This window comes from Shewanella sp. NKUCC05_KAH, from assembly GCF_019345585.1.
GTDB lineage: Bacteria > Pseudomonadota > Gammaproteobacteria > Enterobacterales > Shewanellaceae > Shewanella > Shewanella oncorhynchi.
In genome coordinates this window covers 1-17,025 of sequence record NZ_JAHKQZ010000008.1, presented here as the reverse complement: position 1 = coordinate 17,025, position 17,025 = coordinate 1, and the positions used below count along the sequence as shown (strand labels likewise).

The 17,025-nt window shown below is 45.6% G+C and carries 13 protein-coding genes, 1 rRNA gene and 1 pseudogene; 13 read left to right on the top strand and 2 right to left on the bottom strand.

Features of this window, described 5'->3' with window-relative positions; all coding sequences use genetic code 11:
- The first annotated feature begins 7 nt into the window (after window positions 1-7).
- The 11 genes and pseudogenes from zipA (at window position 8) to KO533_RS08985 (ending at window position 13,234) form a co-directional block, all read left to right on the top strand.
- Window positions 8-1,081 (top strand): cell division protein ZipA, encoded by a 1,074-nt coding sequence (zipA, locus tag KO533_RS09035; protein ID WP_105252151.1) that lies wholly within the window; start codon window positions 8-10, stop codon window positions 1,079-1,081.
- 103 nt (window positions 1,082-1,184) lie between these two features.
- Entirely contained in the window at window positions 1,185-3,242 is a 2,058-nt protein-coding gene (gene ligA / locus KO533_RS09030; RefSeq protein WP_105252152.1) for an NAD-dependent DNA ligase LigA, read from the top strand.
- A gap of 246 nt (window positions 3,243-3,488) precedes the next feature.
- Entirely contained in the window at window positions 3,489-3,974 is a 486-nt protein-coding gene (locus KO533_RS09025) for a DUF2919 domain-containing protein (protein ID WP_131523553.1), read from the top strand.
- Between the two features lie 222 nt (window positions 3,975-4,196).
- A complete protein-coding gene (locus tag KO533_RS09020) occupies window positions 4,197-5,402 on the top strand; it encodes an HD-GYP domain-containing protein (RefSeq protein WP_219253769.1) in 1,206 nt (401 codons plus the stop codon).
- A 56-nt stretch (window positions 5,403-5,458) separates the two neighbouring features.
- Window positions 5,459-6,322, top strand: coding sequence for an NAD(P)-binding domain-containing protein (locus KO533_RS09015; protein WP_198572821.1), 864 nt, complete (start codon window positions 5,459-5,461; stop codon window positions 6,320-6,322).
- A 121-nt stretch (window positions 6,323-6,443) separates the two neighbouring features.
- Entirely contained in the window at window positions 6,444-7,064 is a 621-nt protein-coding gene (locus KO533_RS09010; protein ID WP_219253767.1) for a thiol:disulfide interchange protein DsbA/DsbL, read from the top strand.
- Between the two features lie 632 nt (window positions 7,065-7,696).
- Window positions 7,697-7,963 carry a DUF4212 domain-containing protein gene (locus tag KO533_RS09005; protein WP_006082142.1) on the top strand — a complete coding sequence of 89 codons (267 nt, stop codon included), beginning with the start codon at window positions 7,697-7,699 and terminating at the stop codon, window positions 7,961-7,963.
- 11 nt (window positions 7,964-7,974) lie between these two features.
- Window positions 7,975-9,711 (top strand): sodium:solute symporter family protein, encoded by a 1,737-nt coding sequence (locus tag KO533_RS09000; protein ID WP_105252157.1) that lies wholly within the window; start codon window positions 7,975-7,977, stop codon window positions 9,709-9,711.
- A gap of 200 nt (window positions 9,712-9,911) precedes the next feature.
- Entirely contained in the window at window positions 9,912-11,759 is a 1,848-nt protein-coding gene (locus KO533_RS08995) for a DUF294 nucleotidyltransferase-like domain-containing protein (protein WP_168824135.1), read from the top strand.
- A gap of 1 nt (window position 11,760) precedes the next feature.
- On the top strand, window positions 11,761-12,447 hold the full coding sequence (locus KO533_RS08990) for an exonuclease domain-containing protein (RefSeq protein WP_219253765.1): 687 nt from the start codon (window positions 11,761-11,763) through the stop codon (window positions 12,445-12,447).
- A gap of 203 nt (window positions 12,448-12,650) precedes the next feature.
- Window positions 12,651-13,234, top strand: a pseudogene (locus KO533_RS08985) (lecithin retinol acyltransferase family protein).
- Between the two features lie 87 nt (window positions 13,235-13,321).
- On the opposite strand, the gene KO533_RS08980 reads toward KO533_RS08985, so the two are convergent.
- Window positions 13,322-14,389 carry a ketoacyl-ACP synthase III gene (locus KO533_RS08980; protein ID WP_028760951.1) on the bottom strand — a complete coding sequence of 356 codons (1,068 nt, stop codon included), beginning with the start codon at window positions 14,387-14,389 and terminating at the stop codon, window positions 13,322-13,324.
- A 91-nt stretch (window positions 14,390-14,480) separates the two neighbouring features.
- Window positions 14,481-15,152, bottom strand: a complete 672-nt coding sequence (locus tag KO533_RS08975) for a GntR family transcriptional regulator (RefSeq protein WP_028760950.1) — start codon at window positions 15,150-15,152, stop codon at window positions 14,481-14,483.
- Window positions 15,153-15,621: 469 nt separating this feature from the next.
- Between KO533_RS08975 and gmhB the strand changes: the two genes are divergently transcribed.
- Both gmhB and KO533_RS08965 read left to right on the top strand, forming a co-directional pair.
- The gene (gene gmhB, locus KO533_RS08970; protein ID WP_219253763.1) at window positions 15,622-16,170 is read left to right on the top strand and encodes a D-glycero-beta-D-manno-heptose 1,7-bisphosphate 7-phosphatase; all 549 of its coding nucleotides are present in this window, start codon (window positions 15,622-15,624) and stop codon (window positions 16,168-16,170) included.
- A 655-nt stretch (window positions 16,171-16,825) separates the two neighbouring features.
- Window positions 16,826-17,025, top strand: a 16S ribosomal RNA gene (locus KO533_RS08965); the annotation flags it as partial.

Below are 17,025 nucleotides of genomic sequence, written 5' to 3'. Positions count from 1 at the left end.
GTAACCAATGGAAGATTTGCAACTAGTATTGTTCGTTTTAGGCGCCATAGCCATAGTTGCTGTGCTGGTGCATGGATTTTGGTCTATCAGAAGACAACAGCCTAAATCATTGAAAGATAGCCCAATGAGCAACTTTTATAAGAAACAGGCTGAGAAAGGTGAGCCGAGTCCGAAGCGGATCGATTCAGAAGGGTTCGATGCCGATGGTATTGGCGCCGTACGCGTGCGCAAAGCCGGTGAACTTGCATCTAACAACGAAACTCCTGCGGCCAATCCTTATTTGAAGCAGGAAGTAAAGCTAGAGCCAAAGCCTGAATTTAAACCACAAGAGTTTAAATCAGCAGAATTTAAACCAGAGTTGAAAGTTGGCCCTAAACACGAGCCTGTGACAGCTCAGCCTGATTTTAGCTTGCAGCCACCGGTGGTAAAAGAGCAACACCGTGGCCCGAAAGTCTCGCGTCAAGAGCCCGTTTTGAACACTCAAGCGAGCATGCAAACTCCGCCAATGGGCCAATCCCATGCGGCTATCGTCGCGCAAAAAGCAGCTGAACAGGAACATGCGTTACGTAGTGCAGCTCCGCAGCAAACGGCCTTGTTTGACGAAAATGAATATAAAGAAGATAGCTATCAAGAAGAGGTTGTTGAACAAGCCGCTGAAGATGAGTTAGGTGAACCACGCGACGTACTGGTATTACACGTGGTCGCTAAAGAGGGTCTACAGCTTAACGGCGCCGAATTGCTGCCTTGTTTCTTAACCTTGAATTTTAAATATGGCGATATGAATATTTTCCATCGCCATGTGGATAATGCTGGCAATGGTAAAGTATTGTTCTCGATAGCGAATATGCTAAAGCCTGGCGTGTTTGATCCTGATAATATGGAGCAGTTCAGTACCCAAGGCGTGGTGTTTTTCATGACTTTGCCTTGTTACGGTGACGCCCTAATGAACTTCTCGATTATGCTTAACTCAGCGCGTCAACTCGCGGATGATATCGATGCGGTCGTGCTTGACGGACAACGCCAACCTTGGGGTGAGTTCACTAAGCAAGATTATTTACACCGCATTCGCGCTAACGCTTAAGCCGACGCCGCAACTTGGCGGTTAATACATTGATGAGGCCGCGATTGCGGCCTCATTTTTTGTGATCTATTTTTTGTGATCTAAAGAATTCTGGATAAAGAATATGCAAGACATTCAACTCGATACACTTCTGTCTAAAGACGTCACCCCAGAAAACGCATCGCAGGTGATGCAGGCGCTCAGCCAATCGCTGAACGAGCACAACATTCGTTACTATGTGGACGATGCTCCGAGCATTACCGATTCTGAGTACGACAGGTTGATGCAGCGTTTACTCAAGTTAGAAGCCTTGTATCCCCATTTGATTGTCGCTGATTCACCGACTCAAAGGGTGGGCGGATTGGCACTGGCTAAGTTTGAGCAAATCACGCACCTTAAGCCTATGTTGAGCCTAGATAATGCCTTCGATGAGGCGGATTTCAGTGCTTTCCATAAGCGTGTCACTGATAAAGTGGGTGAGGTGAGTTTTTGTTGTGAGCCTAAACTTGATGGCCTTGCCGTGAGTATCTTGTATCGCCATGGTGTGCTTGAGCGTGCGGCGACGCGCGGCGATGGTTCAGTGGGTGAAGACATCACTGAAAATGTTAAAACCATTAAATCGATCCCGCTTAAATTACGTGGTCATGATTTTCCCGAGCTCGTTGAAGTGCGCGGCGAGGCTTTTATGCCAAAAGCTGCTTTTGAGGCTTTGAACGATAGAGCACGCGCCAAGGATGAAAAACTTTTTGTTAATCCGCGTAACGCAGCAGCCGGTAGCCTACGTCAACTCGACAGTAAAATTACCGCTGCCCGTTCATTGGCTTTTTATGCCTATGCGCTAGGGGTTGTTGAGCCCGATTCCCATCCGTTAGCTAAAACCCATTTTGAACAGTTGCAACAGCTTAAGTCGTGGGGTTTACCCGTAAGTAGTGAAATCAAAGTCTGCGCTGAACTAAGCCAAGTCTATGACTACTACAAAGACATTCTTACTCGTCGCGGCGATTTAGCCTTTGAAATTGATGGGGTAGTGATGAAAGTTAACGATATTGCCCAGCAGCAACGTTTAGGTTTTGTGGCTAAATCTCCCCGCTGGGCGATTGCCTATAAATTCCCTGCACAGGAAGAAATGACTCTGCTCGAAGGGGTTGATTTCCAAGTGGGCCGCACAGGTGCTGTGACGCCAGTCGCGCGCTTAAAGCCTGTGTTTGTTGGTGGCGTGACGGTATCGAATGCGACGCTGCACAATGCCGATGAAATTGCCCGTTTAGGCATTAAGGTCGGTGACACAGTGATCATCCGCCGCGCTGGCGATGTGATCCCACAAATTGTTGCCATAGTGCCCGAAAGACGCCCTGAAACAGCGACTGATATTGTATTCCCACACAATTGCCCTGTATGCGGCAGTTTAGTCGAGCGTCTCGAAGGTGAGGCGGTGGCGCGCTGTAGCGGTGGTTTATTCTGCGAAGCGCAGCGTAAAGAAGCGATTAAGCATTTTGCCTCCCGCAAGGCTTTAGATATCGATGGTATGGGCGACAAAGTCGTTGAGCAATTGATTGATAAAGAGTTAGTTCAAAGTCCTGCGGATCTGTTTAAGCTCACCGCTTCCATGATGACTATGCTTGACCGCATGGGGATGAAGTCGGCAACCAATTTAGCTGCCGCGATTGAAGCGGCCAAAACCACCACTCTTGCGCGTTTCTTATATGGCTTAGGTATTCGCGAAGTGGGCGAGGCGACGGCAGCAAACCTGGCGGCGCACTTTGCCAGTCTAGATGCGCTGCGGGTGGCAACTGTGGAGCAGTTAACCGAAGTGGAAGATGTTGGTGCTGTCGTTGCCCAGCATGTGGCCCATTTTTTTGCCCAGCCCCATAACCTTGAAGTTATTGATGCTTTAGTTGCTGCAGGTGTGCATTGGCCCGCCATTCAAGCACCTAGTGCAGATGCACAGCCGCTTAAAGGCCAAACTTGGGTATTGACTGGCACCTTAAATCAGCTCAATCGCAATGATGCTAAAGCGCAGTTGCAGGCGCTGGGGGCGAAAGTGGCAGGCAGTGTTTCCAAAAATACCGATTGTTTAGTGGCTGGTGAGGCGGCAGGTTCAAAACTGGCTAAAGCGCAGGAGCTTGGTGTTAAAGTGATGGATGAAGATGGGTTGTTAGCCCTTCTCGCGGCCAACGCTTGATTGGCGTCAGTTGAGAGAGCGTTGGCTTGATGTTGATTCAATGCTGGCTGTAGCGGCTGCAGCCTTGTATCGAGGAGTGAATACCGCCGAATAGCCGATATTAAATAGTGCCTGGCCCAAGGCGCTATTTTTTTGTCTGAAAATAATCACGGTGCGGAAAGATTATCTGCTTTGGCTATTGAATTAACTGCGATTGGCACCATCTCCTTGATATGCTGTTTTAGATTTTGCTGATTGGAAACCTATTTGAATTTTAGTCACATCACTTGGCTCGATGATAAAGGCCACATTAAACCGCCCATCTTTTTATATGCGCTTTTGGCTTATCTCGCGCGTGGTTGGTGTATTTTTATCGCCTCGCTGACTCAGATGGGTGATCGTTCTGAGTTAGTGCGGATTTTTTACCCTGAAAAGTCAGATTTTTTGTTAGCACTCGGGGCGGGACTTGGCGCGGTTTTAATTTATCTTGTGGTGATTGCTGAGCGTCGCCGTTCGCCCCAATGGTTAAGACCGATTTTTGTGCATTTAAAATGGGGGTTGTGGTTGCTGTTGATTATTGATGGCGTCTTGTTGGGTCAGCGGTTAATCCATGGCCAATTTCTGTTTCATTGGAGTCTTGCTTTAGACGCTTTAATGTTGTTTTGGTCGAGCATTTATCTTATTAAATCGAAGCGACTCAGTTATTACCTCCGTGATTGGCCAAAAGAAGAAGCTAAAGAACTTCAGCCTTAGTTTTTATCGTATTGTTATATAATAACTTTATTTAGTTCTGAGCGGTGGGGCACATGACGATGTGTTCTATCCCTCAGTTTGATAAGGATTTTTACCTTATTTCTCCATTGAATGCTTTGAATCATCTATAGTTATATGTACTTAGCTTAAATGTGCCCTGTTGGATACGCAGATGAGGCCATCTGTTTATATCCACATTACATTTGAAAGGAGTCATATTGCGTGGCAAAAGTACCTCAAAAAAAGTTGTTACTGTCAGAAATTCAACTTGGCATGAGAGTCAAGTTGCCTTTGTCATGGACGAACCACCCTTTTTTATTTAACCGTGTTGATATTAGCAGTGCCGCTCAAATCGAAATGATCCGTGGCTTAGGCGTTCCCTATGTTTTTTTGTTATCTGAATTGAATCCTGGATCGGAGACAGTTAGGGAAGATGAGGATGTTGAAGATGAAATTGAAATTCCACCTGAGCGAGATCTTAAGGCCGATACCCGTAAGGCGATACGTTTAAGCCAAAAGCGTTTCCTTGAGAACGTAAATAACTGCCGAAATGTATTTGGCAAGATAGCCAGTGATCCCGAAGGTGCCTATCGATTGTCGGCGTCATTGGTAGAAGACTTGCTCAGCCATCTACAGGAAGTTGAAAAACCTTTCCTCACTTTGGTTGGAATGGATGATAACGATGTCAGTGTGACCCAACACGGGGTGTCTGTCGCAGTGTTGGCAATGATGATGGGCCATGCGCTGGATTTAAGCCCAAGGGAATTGCGTGATATTGCTCTTGGTAGTTTGTTACATGATATTGGTAAACTTAAGGTACCTGATGTTATTCGCCGTAAGCGTGGAGCCTTAACACCTCATGAGTCAAATTATCTGCAAATGCACCCTAATTTCGCCTATGACATGCTCAATCGTTCCGGATTATTCCCTAAAGAAGTACTACACATTGTGCTACACCACCATGAGTTTATTGACGGTTCAGGTTTCCCTGATGGGTTAACTGACCATAAAATTCCTATCATTACGCAGATCGTAAGTTTGGCAAATGACTACGATCAACAGCTCAGTGGTCAACAAATATCCTCCCCTCAAGTCGCTTTAGGTTATTTGTTTAAGAATCGGGCCACTAAACATGCCGAATCTTTAATCGCTATTTTGGTTAAAATTCTCGGTATTTATCCACCAGGAACCATAGTGAAACTCTCCGATGGCTGTATCGCAAAAGTCATGATGACGACTAAAGATGTGAGTCAACCCCAAGTGTGGGCCTGCAAAGAGGATGGCAGTGAACCATCGCTGCGTTTTTTAAGTAATGAAGGCGTGACAGTACAAAAAGCCATCAAGGTGGAAGAGTTGTCCGAGGGGGCGATTCGTACCTTACAAGTCGATAAAGGGATTAGTTTTTATTTTAGTTCGCTACAAACTTGAATCTTATGCGCTAAGTTCCGTATTCTATCCGCTGATGTGATTCCCTTAGGGCTAATATGGCGAATGTAAAAGCAGAAAACAGCGCAGTAAAATCCAGTGTTGCTTTGGTCGGTTGTGGATGGTTTGGTTTTGCTTTGGCAAAGCAACTTGTCCATGAGGGCTATCGAGTCACTGGCTGTAAGCGCAGTGCCGAAGAATTATCGGTATTAACTGAAGTCGGGATTGAAGCCTATCCGCTGCAGTTGGGCCACGAAGCATCATCTGCCCCCGATGCTCAGGCGTTAAGCGGTTTATTTCAGACCGATTATTTAGTGGTCAATATTCCTCCCCGATTAAAGCGTGGTAATGCCGCTTATCTTGAAGAATTACAACAACTCATCGCATTAACTCAAGGCTGGCAATATCAGCGGATTGTGTTTATCAGCACTACGGGCGTATATCCGACCCAAGATAAATTGATGACAGAAGCCGATGCGATGGCAGAATCAAGCGATAGCCAAGTGCTGTTAGATGCTGAAGCTTTATTTCAAGCATTGCCCCATACCTGTATCGTTCGTTTTGCTGGACTCGTCGGTCCTAAACGTCATCCTGGGCGTTTTCTTGCTGGAAAAACCGATGTGAGTGGAGCGAATGTCGCGGTAAATTTAGTCCATCTTAGCGACTGTGTGCGCGCCGTTAGCGCAATTCTCGCTGCAACTCATTCTGGATTATCAGTGGCGCCGATTTATAATCTTTGCGCACCTTCACATCCGACTAAAGCTGAGTTTTATCAAGCTGCTGCCGAATCTCTAGGTTTAGTCGCGCCAGAATTTAATCAACAATCTATGCCGAGTAAAGTCATCCAAGCTGACGCGATTGTCACAGATTTAGGCTTTCGATATCAGTATGTTTCGCCGCTGGATATGCTAGCGGCATGTTGAGAAAGGTTCATTACTGTAAAAGGTAAAAGTCGAACTTTTAGGTTATCTTTGGGTCCCAAGTTTGCTTGAGCAAATGTGTAATCCTTATTTAAACAAACGACGAATAAAAAGAGACAATATAATGAGCGTGTTTAATCGAGTTCGACCTATAGCAGTATTTGCGTGCGGATTAATGCTGAGTGCCAGCTTTGCCCTGCAGGCTGCAAGTTTCGAAGAAGGCAAGGATTATGTCACTGTGGCGGGCATTACCGAAACGCAAAAGCCAGTGCTGCGGGAGTTTTTTTCTTATAACTGTACACATTGCTATAAGCAAGAACCGCTCATTGAGTCGACAGTAAAGCTGCTTGGCAAAGATGTGGCCTTTGAGCGTACCCCCGTTGGTGCAGGTCGTCCCGCTTGGGAATTGAGCCAGTTTGCCTATTATATGGAGCAAAAATTAAAGATGACTAAGCAAACCCATGGTGCCATTTTTAAGCAAATTCATGAGAAAGGTGAGCAATTTACCACCCTTGAGCAAGTAAAAGCCTTTTTCATTGCCCAAGGCGCTAGGGTGGATGATGTCGATGCCGCGATGAATTCCGTCGATGCTAAATTCACCCTAATGAATTATGACTCTCAAGCTGAGCTTGCTGGGATCAAGGGGGTACCGTCATTACTGGTTAATGGCCGTTATATGCTGACCTCAACCGCACATACCGCAGAAGAATTGGCGGCGTTAGTGAAGTTTTTAGCTGCGAAGTAACGGCATTTTATAGACGGACGGCGCGCGATGTATCATGCGATGAAAGTTGCTTGTTGCGAGTAACGCTTAGTCACGTTTCCTCAAGGTAGATTGAGTAACCCAGCATAGGCTGGGTTATTTTTTGTTGTAAACCTGCAAGGTGACTGTGAGTCAAACCCTAACATTTTGACGAAATAACATGATGAAATAAAACGGTAAGCAATTGGCCTGACCTAGGTTTGATGAGAGATTTAACGTCTCTAATTAATTGAGGAACTCATGATTAAAATTCTCAATAATCTAGGTTAAAAATCTTAAATCATCTGATTTTTAGCCAGTCTAGAGCTGTATTAAAGGTCATTTAAATTTCTAATTTCCCTAGTTCAGACAATAAGTTATTTCTATTTATTGGATGAAAATCCTCTTTCTCCATTCACATCCCACTCATCCATGTTCGACATTGGTCTAATCTGTTTAAAAAGTTAAAACCGCATCAAAATGTAATATCATTGTTAACTCTTTGAATTTGTTTCTGTTCGCTATTTTCGGACAGTGTTTTGAATCACGGGTTAGACGAAAGTCGTGATTGTGCTCACACCAGCTGTTGCTAGATTAAACATGACTTAAAATTAAAACAGCACAGGGGAGTCACTATGGGTTTTGAAAACAACGACAAGGCAAAGGGTTATTGGCGCGAGAATATTCGTCTCGTACTGAGCTTATTAGCCATTTGGGCGGCAGTTTCTTTTGGATGCGGCATTTTATTGGTTGATGTACTCAATGAAGTCCATTTCATGGGATTCAAATTAGGTTTCTGGTTTGCACAACAGGGATCTATGTATGTATTCGTTGCGCTTATCTTTGTCTACGCGGCAAAAGCCAACGCCTTAGATAAAAAATATAACGTACAAGAAGACTAAGGAGCTTTGAGATGGATGTTCAAACACTCACATATATTATCGTAGGGCTCTCATTTGCGCTCTACATTGGGATTGCAATCTGGACCCGTGCGGGTTCAACTAAAGAGTTCTATGTTGCTGGTGGCGGTGTTCACCCTGTGGTGAACGGTATGGCAACGGCGGCAGATTGGATGTCAGCGGCGTCATTTATTTCGTTAGCGGGTATTGTGTCTTTCGTCGGTTACGATGGTAGCGTGTACTTGATGGGCTGGACGGGCGGTTACGTATTACTTGCCCTTTGTATGGCACCGTATTTACGTAAATTTGGTAAGTTTACTGTGCCAGATTTCGTCGGTGAGCGTTATTACTCACAGGCGGCACGCACAGTCGCGGTTATCTGCGCTATCTTTATTTGCTTTACGTATATTGCAGGGCAAATGCGTGGCGTGGGTGTTGTGTTCTCGCGTTTCCTTGAAGTGGAGGTGGATACGGGCGTATATATTGGTATGGCGGTCGTGTTCTTCTACGCGGTACTCGGTGGTATGAAAGGGATTACCTACACTCAGGTTGCCCAATACTGCGTACTGATTTTCGCCTTTATGGTTCCGGCTATTTTCCTTTCAGTGATGATGACAGGCCACTTAGTTCCGCAAATTGGTTTTGGTGCTGAGTTACTGGATGCCGCTGGCAATAATAGCGGTGTGTATTTGTTAGAAAAACTCAATAACGTTTCGGTTGAGCTCGGCTTTGCACCTTACACCGACGGTTCTAAGAGCATGATAGATGTGTTCTGTATTACGGGTGCCTTGATGGTGGGGACTGCGGGTTTACCCCATGTTATCGTGCGTTTCTTCACTGTACCTAAGGTGAAAGATGCACGTATCACTGCCGGATGGTCGCTTGTTTTTATTGCGATTATGTACACCACAGTGCCTGCGTTAGCAGCGTTCTCCCGCGTGAACATGATTGAAACTATTAACGGTCCCGATTCTAAAGGTGTGGCTTATGAGTCTGCACCAGATTGGATTAAGAACTGGGAAAAAACCGGTTTGATTAAGTGGGATGACAAAAATGGTGACGGTAAAATTTACTATTCGTCAGGTAAGATTGAAGATCCCGCTAGCAAAAATGAAATGAAGATTGATAACGATATTATCGTACTTGCTACGCCAGAAATCGCTAATTTACCAGCTTGGGTTATCGCCCTCGTGGCGGCGGGTGGTTTAGCTGCTGCGTTATCAACATCTGCAGGCTTGCTATTGGTGATTTCAACGTCGGTTTCACACGACCTATTGAAAAAGAATTTAATGCCTAACCTTTCCGATAAAAAAGAGCTGCTATACGCTCGCTTGGCGGCAGGTATCGGCATTGTGATTGCGGGTTACTTTGGGGTGAACCCTCCTGGTTTCGTGGCGGCAGTGGTGGCATTCGCCTTCGGATTGGCGGCTTCCTCACTGTTCCCTGCCATTGTTATGGGTATTTTCTCTAAGACAATGAATAAAGAAGGTGCGATTGCCGGTATGTTAACGGGTCTACTGTTTACTGCTGGTTATATCATCTACTTCAAGTTTGTTGATCCAACGGCTAACGTAGCTGCTAACTGGTTCCTCGGTATTTCACCAGAAGGTATTGGTATGGTAGGCATGTTAGTGAACTTCGGTGTGGCAGCGATAGTGAGTCGAGTCACTGCGGCAACACCACTGCATGTTCAGGAGATGGTTGAATCGATTCGTTTCCCTAAAGGTTCGGGTGAAGCAAGCGGCCACTAACCTTACTGCGTAATGGTGAGTACCAACACAAGAGAGCGCTTCGGCGCTCTTTTTTTATTGCCTCTTTTGGCCTGCCTTTATCACTCTGTGGGGAGTCACTTTATTATGCTTGCGGCTGACTTTAGTCGAATGTAGCGTAGCGACAATGCAGGCTATAGTGATGACATCTCAGTAAAAATTCGCCTAAAAAGGTGTTGCCTATGAATGCCAGTGAGTTACAACCCGTAGTGCAATTTCTACAGGGACTTGTGCCCTTTGATGCTCTGCCTGAGGATGTCGTCGTGCGCTGCGCTAAGGCTGTTACTGTTGGGTATTACAGCAAAGCCTCTGGTTATGTTAATTTCGACGCGAATTCGCCTAAGTTGTATATGGTGCGTAGCGGCGCCTTTGAGGTGCGCGATCCTGACGGCGTGTTGGTGGATAGAGTGGGCGAGGGTGAGTTTTTTGGCTTTTCTACTTTGTTATCAGGGGAAAAAGTCGTTAATAAAGTCGCTATTCTTGAAGACGGTCTAGTTTATCATCTGCCCCAAGCCTTGTTTGATAGCCTTAGGAGTGAGAGTCGTCACTTCGATAAGTTTTTTACCCGCGCCTTCGCAAAGCGTTTACGCCATGAGGCCCGCTTTAAGGCAAAGGATCTGACGACCACAAGTCGGATCAGCACGTTAATGTCTTCCACTCCCATCGTTATTGATGCCCAAGCTAGCGTGACTCAGGCGGCACTCTTGATGCGAAATCGCCGAGTATCGTCCTTATTGGTGACGGATAATCATAAATTGGTTGGCATTTTAACCGATAAGGATTTGCGTAATCGCGTGTTAGCAGCAGGGCTTGATGGCAGCGTTGCTGTGCATCAAGCCATGACCGTTTCACCTATCTCGATTTCCTCCAATGCATTGATTTTTGAAGCTATGCTGCTGATGAGTGAGCATAACATTCATCACTTACCGATTATCGATCAAGATAAAGCTATCGGTATGGTGACCAGTACTGACATTTTGCGTGGGCAGGGCTCACAACCGCTACTGTTGATTGGTGAGATTGAACGGCAGCAGGATCTTGCCAGTTTAATTGGCGTCAGTAAGCAAATTCCCCTATTGCTGCAAAATCTTATTAGTGCCGATGCCAGAGCTGAAGAAATTGGCCGAGTGTTAACCTCTGTCACCGATGCACTGACGCGGCGATTAATCTTGCTCAATCAACAATTGCTTGGTGAACCGCCGATGGCCTTTTGCTGGTTGGCATTTGGCTCCCAGGGACGACAAGATCAGGCTGCGTGTTCAGATCAAGATAATGGCTTGTTAGTCGCAGAAGAGATGGATGATTTTGCTAAAGGTTATTTTGATGCCTTAACCCATGCCGTATGCGCAGGGCTTGACCAATGTGGTTATGAATTTTGTCCCGGCAATATTATGGCGCAAAATCCTCAATGGCGGATGTCACTCAAACAGTGGCAACAGGTATTTGAAAAATGGGTCATAACGCCTGAGCCTAAGGCGTTAATGCACGCCAGCATTTTCTTCGATATGCGATCGGTTTACGGTCCACAAACCCTGTTTGATGCCTTACAGGATAAAGTCTTGGCTCAAACCCGCGATAACGATATTTTCCTCGCGGGTATGACAGGCAATTCGTTGGTGGAGTCACCGCCGCTAGGATTTTTCCGCAAATTTGTACTCGAGCGGGATGGTAGTGAAGTTAAAGGCATAGATTTGAAGCATAAGGGCAATGCTTTGATCAACGATATTGCCCGTGTTTATGCCTTGTCTGCGGGCATTAAAGAAGTGAATACTGCAAAACGTATTCGTGCCTTGATGGATGCGAATATTCTCAATCGGCAAGATGCGCTCAATTTGGCTGATGCCCATGAGTTTATCGCCCATATGCGGTTATCGAACCAAGGTTATCAACATAATCAAGGGGTAGAGGTGAGTAATTATTTGCTGCCTGGGCATTTATCTTCGCTGGTTCGTCATCAGTTACGTGACGCTTTTAAAGTCGTACATGAGGCGCAGGCGGGGATGAAGATGAAATTTATGCGAAGCTTTTGATATGAATACATTGTTGCTGAAAACTCAGCTCAATTGGCGGGCGCTGCGTTGCCAACATCATTTATTTAAAGGCTATTATCAGTCGCTGTTGCCTCTACTGGCAATGCCGTTATCCGAAGCGCCGTTAACGGCGATGGATTTGGAGATGACAGGGCTCAATCCACAGCAAGATCAAATTCTCAGCATTGGATTGGTGCCGATTGAGCGCGGTGAGATCCCGTTGGCACGCGCCGAGCAAAAGTTAGTGCAAATTCGCGGTAGTGTAGGCCAAAGTGCGACGATCCACGGCATTCTTGATAATCATTTGGTACAAGCCGTCACCATTGAGGAAGCCATGGGCTGGTTTATCAATCAAACCTATGGACGCGTGCTGGTGGCACATCATGCCCCTTTAGATTGTCGTTTTTTACAGCAGGATTTATTGACGATTTATCATCAAGCCCTTGCTTTACCTGCAATTGATACTTTAATGGTTGAAAAGCACCGTTTACTACGGGAGCACTCAGTGATTAAAGAGGGGAGTTTGCGCCTTGGCGCTTGTCGCGAGCGTTATGGTTTACCTATTTATGCGGCCCATAGCGCGCTGACCGATGCCTTAGGTTGTGGGGAATTATTACTCGCGCAAATGGCCGCCATGGGCGGTGCAGCAAAGCTTACTGTGGCTGATTTACTGCAAAAATCGACTTAGTCAGTGTTAACAGAAATCACTCTTTGTGGTGAGTGAATCCATTTGAGATGGATTGATTTCACTTTGATTTCATCTTAGGTTAATCACTGACAAGCTAAACTCAGTTGACATTTAATCCTCTGTTCAAATTCAACCTGCCGTTAACTTGGCAATCCAACCAACTTGTACTTCACTCTACTAAGTTGAGTGTGTAGGAGAATATGATGCCGTTACCTTTACTTTGGGTGGGTGGTGCCGTAATCGGTGCGGTTTTGCTGGCCGATGAGCGCGAGCAGCGTCAGCAACTTGAGCGTGACAGATTACTCGGTAAGACCCCGTTGCCAATCGCGCTATGGTGGCACCGCCGAGTCAATGGCAAAAGGGATTAAAACAAGTTGCGCCAATCCCAGGCAGTATCGTCTGTTGTTATGTTTTTGGTGTGATTGAGCATACTGGTATTTGGCTTGGTGATGATTGCCTCGTAGAGTTACATGGCTCAGGGCTGGTGCGGGCTGTATCGGTAAAGCGTTTTTTAGCGGGACGGACCGGTAGCCAAATCTATCTTGCCTGTAATCACCAACATCAGCCTCTTATTGCCGAGTCTGTGTTGCCCCGTGCTGAACAGGCGATTTATCAGTATCTGGAATATGATTTATTCGACAATAATTGCCATCGATTTGTCTGGTCTTGTATTAGTGGCAGCGAAGGCGTGATTAAAGGCTTTAACGAGTTAAATCAAAAACTCGCCGAACATTTTAATCAAGCTATCTATTGGGATGAGATGATCATTAGCAAGCTGAATGAATAAGCTCTGTAGTCATATACTAAAAAAGCCATCGATTAAGATGGCTTTTTGTTTTAGTGAAACACTATGTAATCGTTTTGCAAAAACCGTTTACGGCTTACAAAAATAATCTACAGCGCGTTTGACTAACTCTATGCCTGTTTTATCGCAAGGCGGTAACTCGGCATCACTGATATTGATAGGTGTGACGCGATTTCCCCATTGCAGCAAGAGTGCAGCAGAGGTTAAGCCAGCGCCAAAGGCACAAGAGAGTATGGTTTGATTCGGCTTGATAATGCCTTGTTCTAACGCATCACAAATAGCAATTGGAATCGTCGCCGCCGAGGTATTGCCATAATTAGCGATGTTCACGAAGGCTTTTTCTTTCGGGATTTTCATTCGGCTAACTAAGGTATCAATAATACGTTCGTTGGCTTGATGCGGGATCACGAGATCCACTTCATCCTTATCAACACCACATTTTTCAAGCACTTTAGTGCTCAATTTATTCATTCCGTTAATCGCACGCTTGAAGATTTCTTGGCCATCGAATTCAATGAAAAAGTCCAATGAGTCGGCTGAGAATCTGTCCATCGCCGTGCCAAAGCCTGCTTTCAGAATATCACGACCTTCAGGATCGTTATTTAGCTCATAACCGAGCACGCCACCGGCAACATCTGTCGCTTCAACCACAACGGCACCCGCACCATCACCAAATAGCACTGCGGTTTCGCGGCGTGACCAATCTAAATAGAAAGATAAACGTTCAGCACCAATGACTAATACTTTCTTGCTCTGGCCACTCTTGATTTGTGAGCTGGCTAAACCTAATCCATATAAGAAGCCACTGCAGGCAGCATTGATATCGAATGCTGCACAACTGGCGCCAATATTAGCTTGTACAGTGGATGCAATATTTGGGATCAAAGTGTCTGGGCTGGCACTGGCCAGAATGATCATGTCGATTTCACTGCCATCAATACCCGCTGCTGCGAGCGCACGTTGTGCTGCAACTGAAGCAAGTTCAGAGGTATTTACATGACTGATATGGCGTTGGCTGATCCCTGTGCGAGATTTAATCCATTCGTCGGATGTCTCGATAAAGGTAGCAAGATCATCGTTGGTCAGCGTGGCTGGTGGAACACATTTGCCCCAACCTGTGATAGTGGCGTACTGCATGGTGGTTTCTCTCAAATAAAAAAGGCAGAACCTAAGCGCTGCCTTGAATCGACAACAAAGCTTATCGGCAACTCTAATGGCCGTCCGTGATCTAGACCACCTGTTTGGCGACGAGATCTCGAATTGTCATTGCGGCATGCAGAATATGATGACGCAGTAGCGCCGTCGCTTTTTCTGTTTCTCTCAGTTTGCAGTGGTTGAGCAAAGCCCTGTGCTCATGCTCTGCGGCAGGAATTCCCCCCGCGAGCAATAACTGCAAACGAATGTATCTATCACAATTAGTATTGAGGCCGTGAACAACCTCAAGGGTGTGTGGACGATTAGCCGCTTGATATAAGCAAGTGTGAAATTGCGTATTCAACTCGCTCCAACTGGCGACGGCATCTTCATGTTTGAAGGCCGACTCCAATTGCTCGAGTACACGTTCTGCTTTTTCTAAATCAGCCTCTTGAAGTCGTGGGATCGCTTTCGCAAGCAGATCGGTTTCGATCATTGCACGTAATTCAAAGAGTTCGGTGACTTGTTCGACGGATAAAACTGTCGCAGTCGCACCTTTATGGGGCTCAAACTTAACGAGTCCTTCAGCTTCGAGTTGCAATAACGCTTCTCTCACCGGAATACGGCTGACATTTAACGCTTCAGCCAAGGCACTTTGTCTGAGGGGTTCTCCTGCGGCTATGTCACCTGAAAGAATTCTCTCTCTGAGCACTTCCACAACTAACTGGGTGCGGGTTTTGTGGACGATAGGCGTAGTTCGACTCATTATTTCCGTCTATTTCGGGTATTTTCTCGTTATTTGCCCAAGATTACCGTTAAAAACACCACAAATAAAGGGAAATGCTTGATTGAGTGCAGCATCTCAGAGACTAACAATGCCCAAAAGACGGTTTTTTTTGTAGTTTTCTCTTACGATTTGAAGCGCATTCCTTGCGAGCGGCTTCGATGGCAACGGTGGCAATTATTTGTAAAAACGCTGTTCAGCTTCTTCGATTGAGTATTTTGATTAAAACAGTGTAATTACACATTTCACTGCTGGATTTTTTTGGACTCTAATTTGGTGGAACAATTGCTATCTCGCATAGACACAAGCTGTGCATAGAGATTTGCCTGTACAGCCACGAAATATCACTAACGCGCAATTTAGCGCTAAAAAGCATAACTTCGCGGTGCAATTTCTGATAATGAATGGAATAATAGCGCGATAACGCCTTAGGCGATTTGGGAGTATTACAGTGAGTCGAGCAGTATTTTTAGACCGTGATGGTGTGATTAACAAAGACCATGGTTATGTCTACTTAGTGGATGACTTCGAATATATTGACGGTGTGTTTGAATCTTGCCTCTCTTTAAAAGAAATGGGCTACAAGTTAGTTGTCGTCACTAATCAATCCGGTATTGCCCGTGGGATGTACACTGAAGACCAATTCCACAGCTTAACGGAGTGGATGGATTGGAACTTTGCCGACAAAGGGGTCGAGCTCGATGGTATTTACTATTGCCCGCACCATGCCGAAAAAGGTATAGGGGAATATAAGGTCGATTGTGATTGCCGCAAACCTAAGCCGGGTATGCTTAATGATGCGGCGCAATTCTTAAAAATCGACTTAGCGCACTCAGTCATGGTTGGCGACAAAGCCGAAGATATGCAGGCAGCGAAAGCGGCGGGCGTGACCACACGCATATTAGTGCGCAGTGGTAAGGTTATTGCTGATGACAGTGATGCCACAGTGGTACTCGACAGTATTGCCGATGTGCCGTCTTACTTAAAAAGCCTAGGCTAGTCGCTACGCTATTACTTATAAGCAGATAAACATTTGCTTATAAGTTCATCTCAAGTAGCTACTATCACAGTAGCCAGTAGCGTGGGTTGTTGCTCTTGTTGAATGGAAGCTTGCGTTAAAAGCGATCTAACATGGCATAAAGAGCTAACCAATAGGTTGGCTCTTGTCATTTCTAGCGCTGGATTAATCTCATCTTTGCCCTTAATTCAGCATAGATTCGATAATATTGGCGTTAAAACACACTTTTAGTTTAAAAAGTGTGCGCTTGAATCGTTTTTCGTAATTATTCGCGCCAAAGGGGTTGCGGTAAAATCTGACATCCCTATAATGCGCATCCACTGACCCAGCGGGGTCAAGGGTTAAACGCTGAATAAGCTGATAACCATGCTCTTTAACAATTTATCAAGCAAATCTGTGTGGACACTCACAGGTGTTGAGTTAATCGAAACTGCTTAACCTTCGGGTTGGCAGTCAAAAATTTAAATCAATGTTTTCAAGTCATTCTCCTTAATGGGAAGCATGATTGAGTGTTCATAGTAATATGTACATACAGTAATGTATGAATTGAAACGCGATGCTTCTTAGTGAGCAAAGCGAATCAAAACAGTAGAATTCATTGAGCCGCTGAAGTCGCAAGACGGAAGCAACAAAACTTTAATTGAAGAGTTTGATCATGGCTCAGATTGAACGCTGGCGGCAGGCCTAACACATGCAAGTCGAGCGGCAGCACAAGGGAGTTTACTTCTGAGGTGGCGAGCGGCGGACGGGTGAGTAATGCCTAGGGATCTGCCCAGTCGAGGGGGATAACAGTTGGAAACGACTGCTAATACCGCATACGCCCTACGGGGGAAAGGA

Excerpts from the sequence above, each read along its gene's own strand:
- KO533_RS08995 (WP_168824135.1), top strand. The coding sequence starts at position 9,912 with ATGAATGCCAGTGAGTTACAACCCGTAGTGCAATTTCTACAGGGACTT.
- KO533_RS08980 (WP_028760951.1), bottom strand. The coding sequence starts at position 14,389 with ATGCAGTACGCCACTATCACAGGTTGGGGCAAATGTGTTCCACCAGCC.
- KO533_RS09015 (WP_198572821.1), top strand. The coding sequence starts at position 5,459 with ATGGCGAATGTAAAAGCAGAAAACAGCGCAGTAAAATCCAGTGTTGCT.
- KO533_RS08975 (WP_028760950.1), bottom strand. The coding sequence starts at position 15,152 with ATGAGTCGAACTACGCCTATCGTCCACAAAACCCGCACCCAGTTAGTT.
- ligA (WP_105252152.1), top strand. The coding sequence starts at position 1,185 with ATGCAAGACATTCAACTCGATACACTTCTGTCTAAAGACGTCACCCCA.
- KO533_RS09010 (WP_219253767.1), top strand. The coding sequence starts at position 6,444 with ATGAGCGTGTTTAATCGAGTTCGACCTATAGCAGTATTTGCGTGCGGA.
- KO533_RS09000 (WP_105252157.1), top strand. The coding sequence starts at position 7,975 with ATGGATGTTCAAACACTCACATATATTATCGTAGGGCTCTCATTTGCG.
- KO533_RS08990 (WP_219253765.1), top strand. The coding sequence starts at position 11,761 with ATGAATACATTGTTGCTGAAAACTCAGCTCAATTGGCGGGCGCTGCGT.
- KO533_RS09005 (WP_006082142.1), top strand. The coding sequence starts at position 7,697 with ATGGGTTTTGAAAACAACGACAAGGCAAAGGGTTATTGGCGCGAGAAT.
- zipA (WP_105252151.1), top strand. The coding sequence starts at position 8 with ATGGAAGATTTGCAACTAGTATTGTTCGTTTTAGGCGCCATAGCCATA.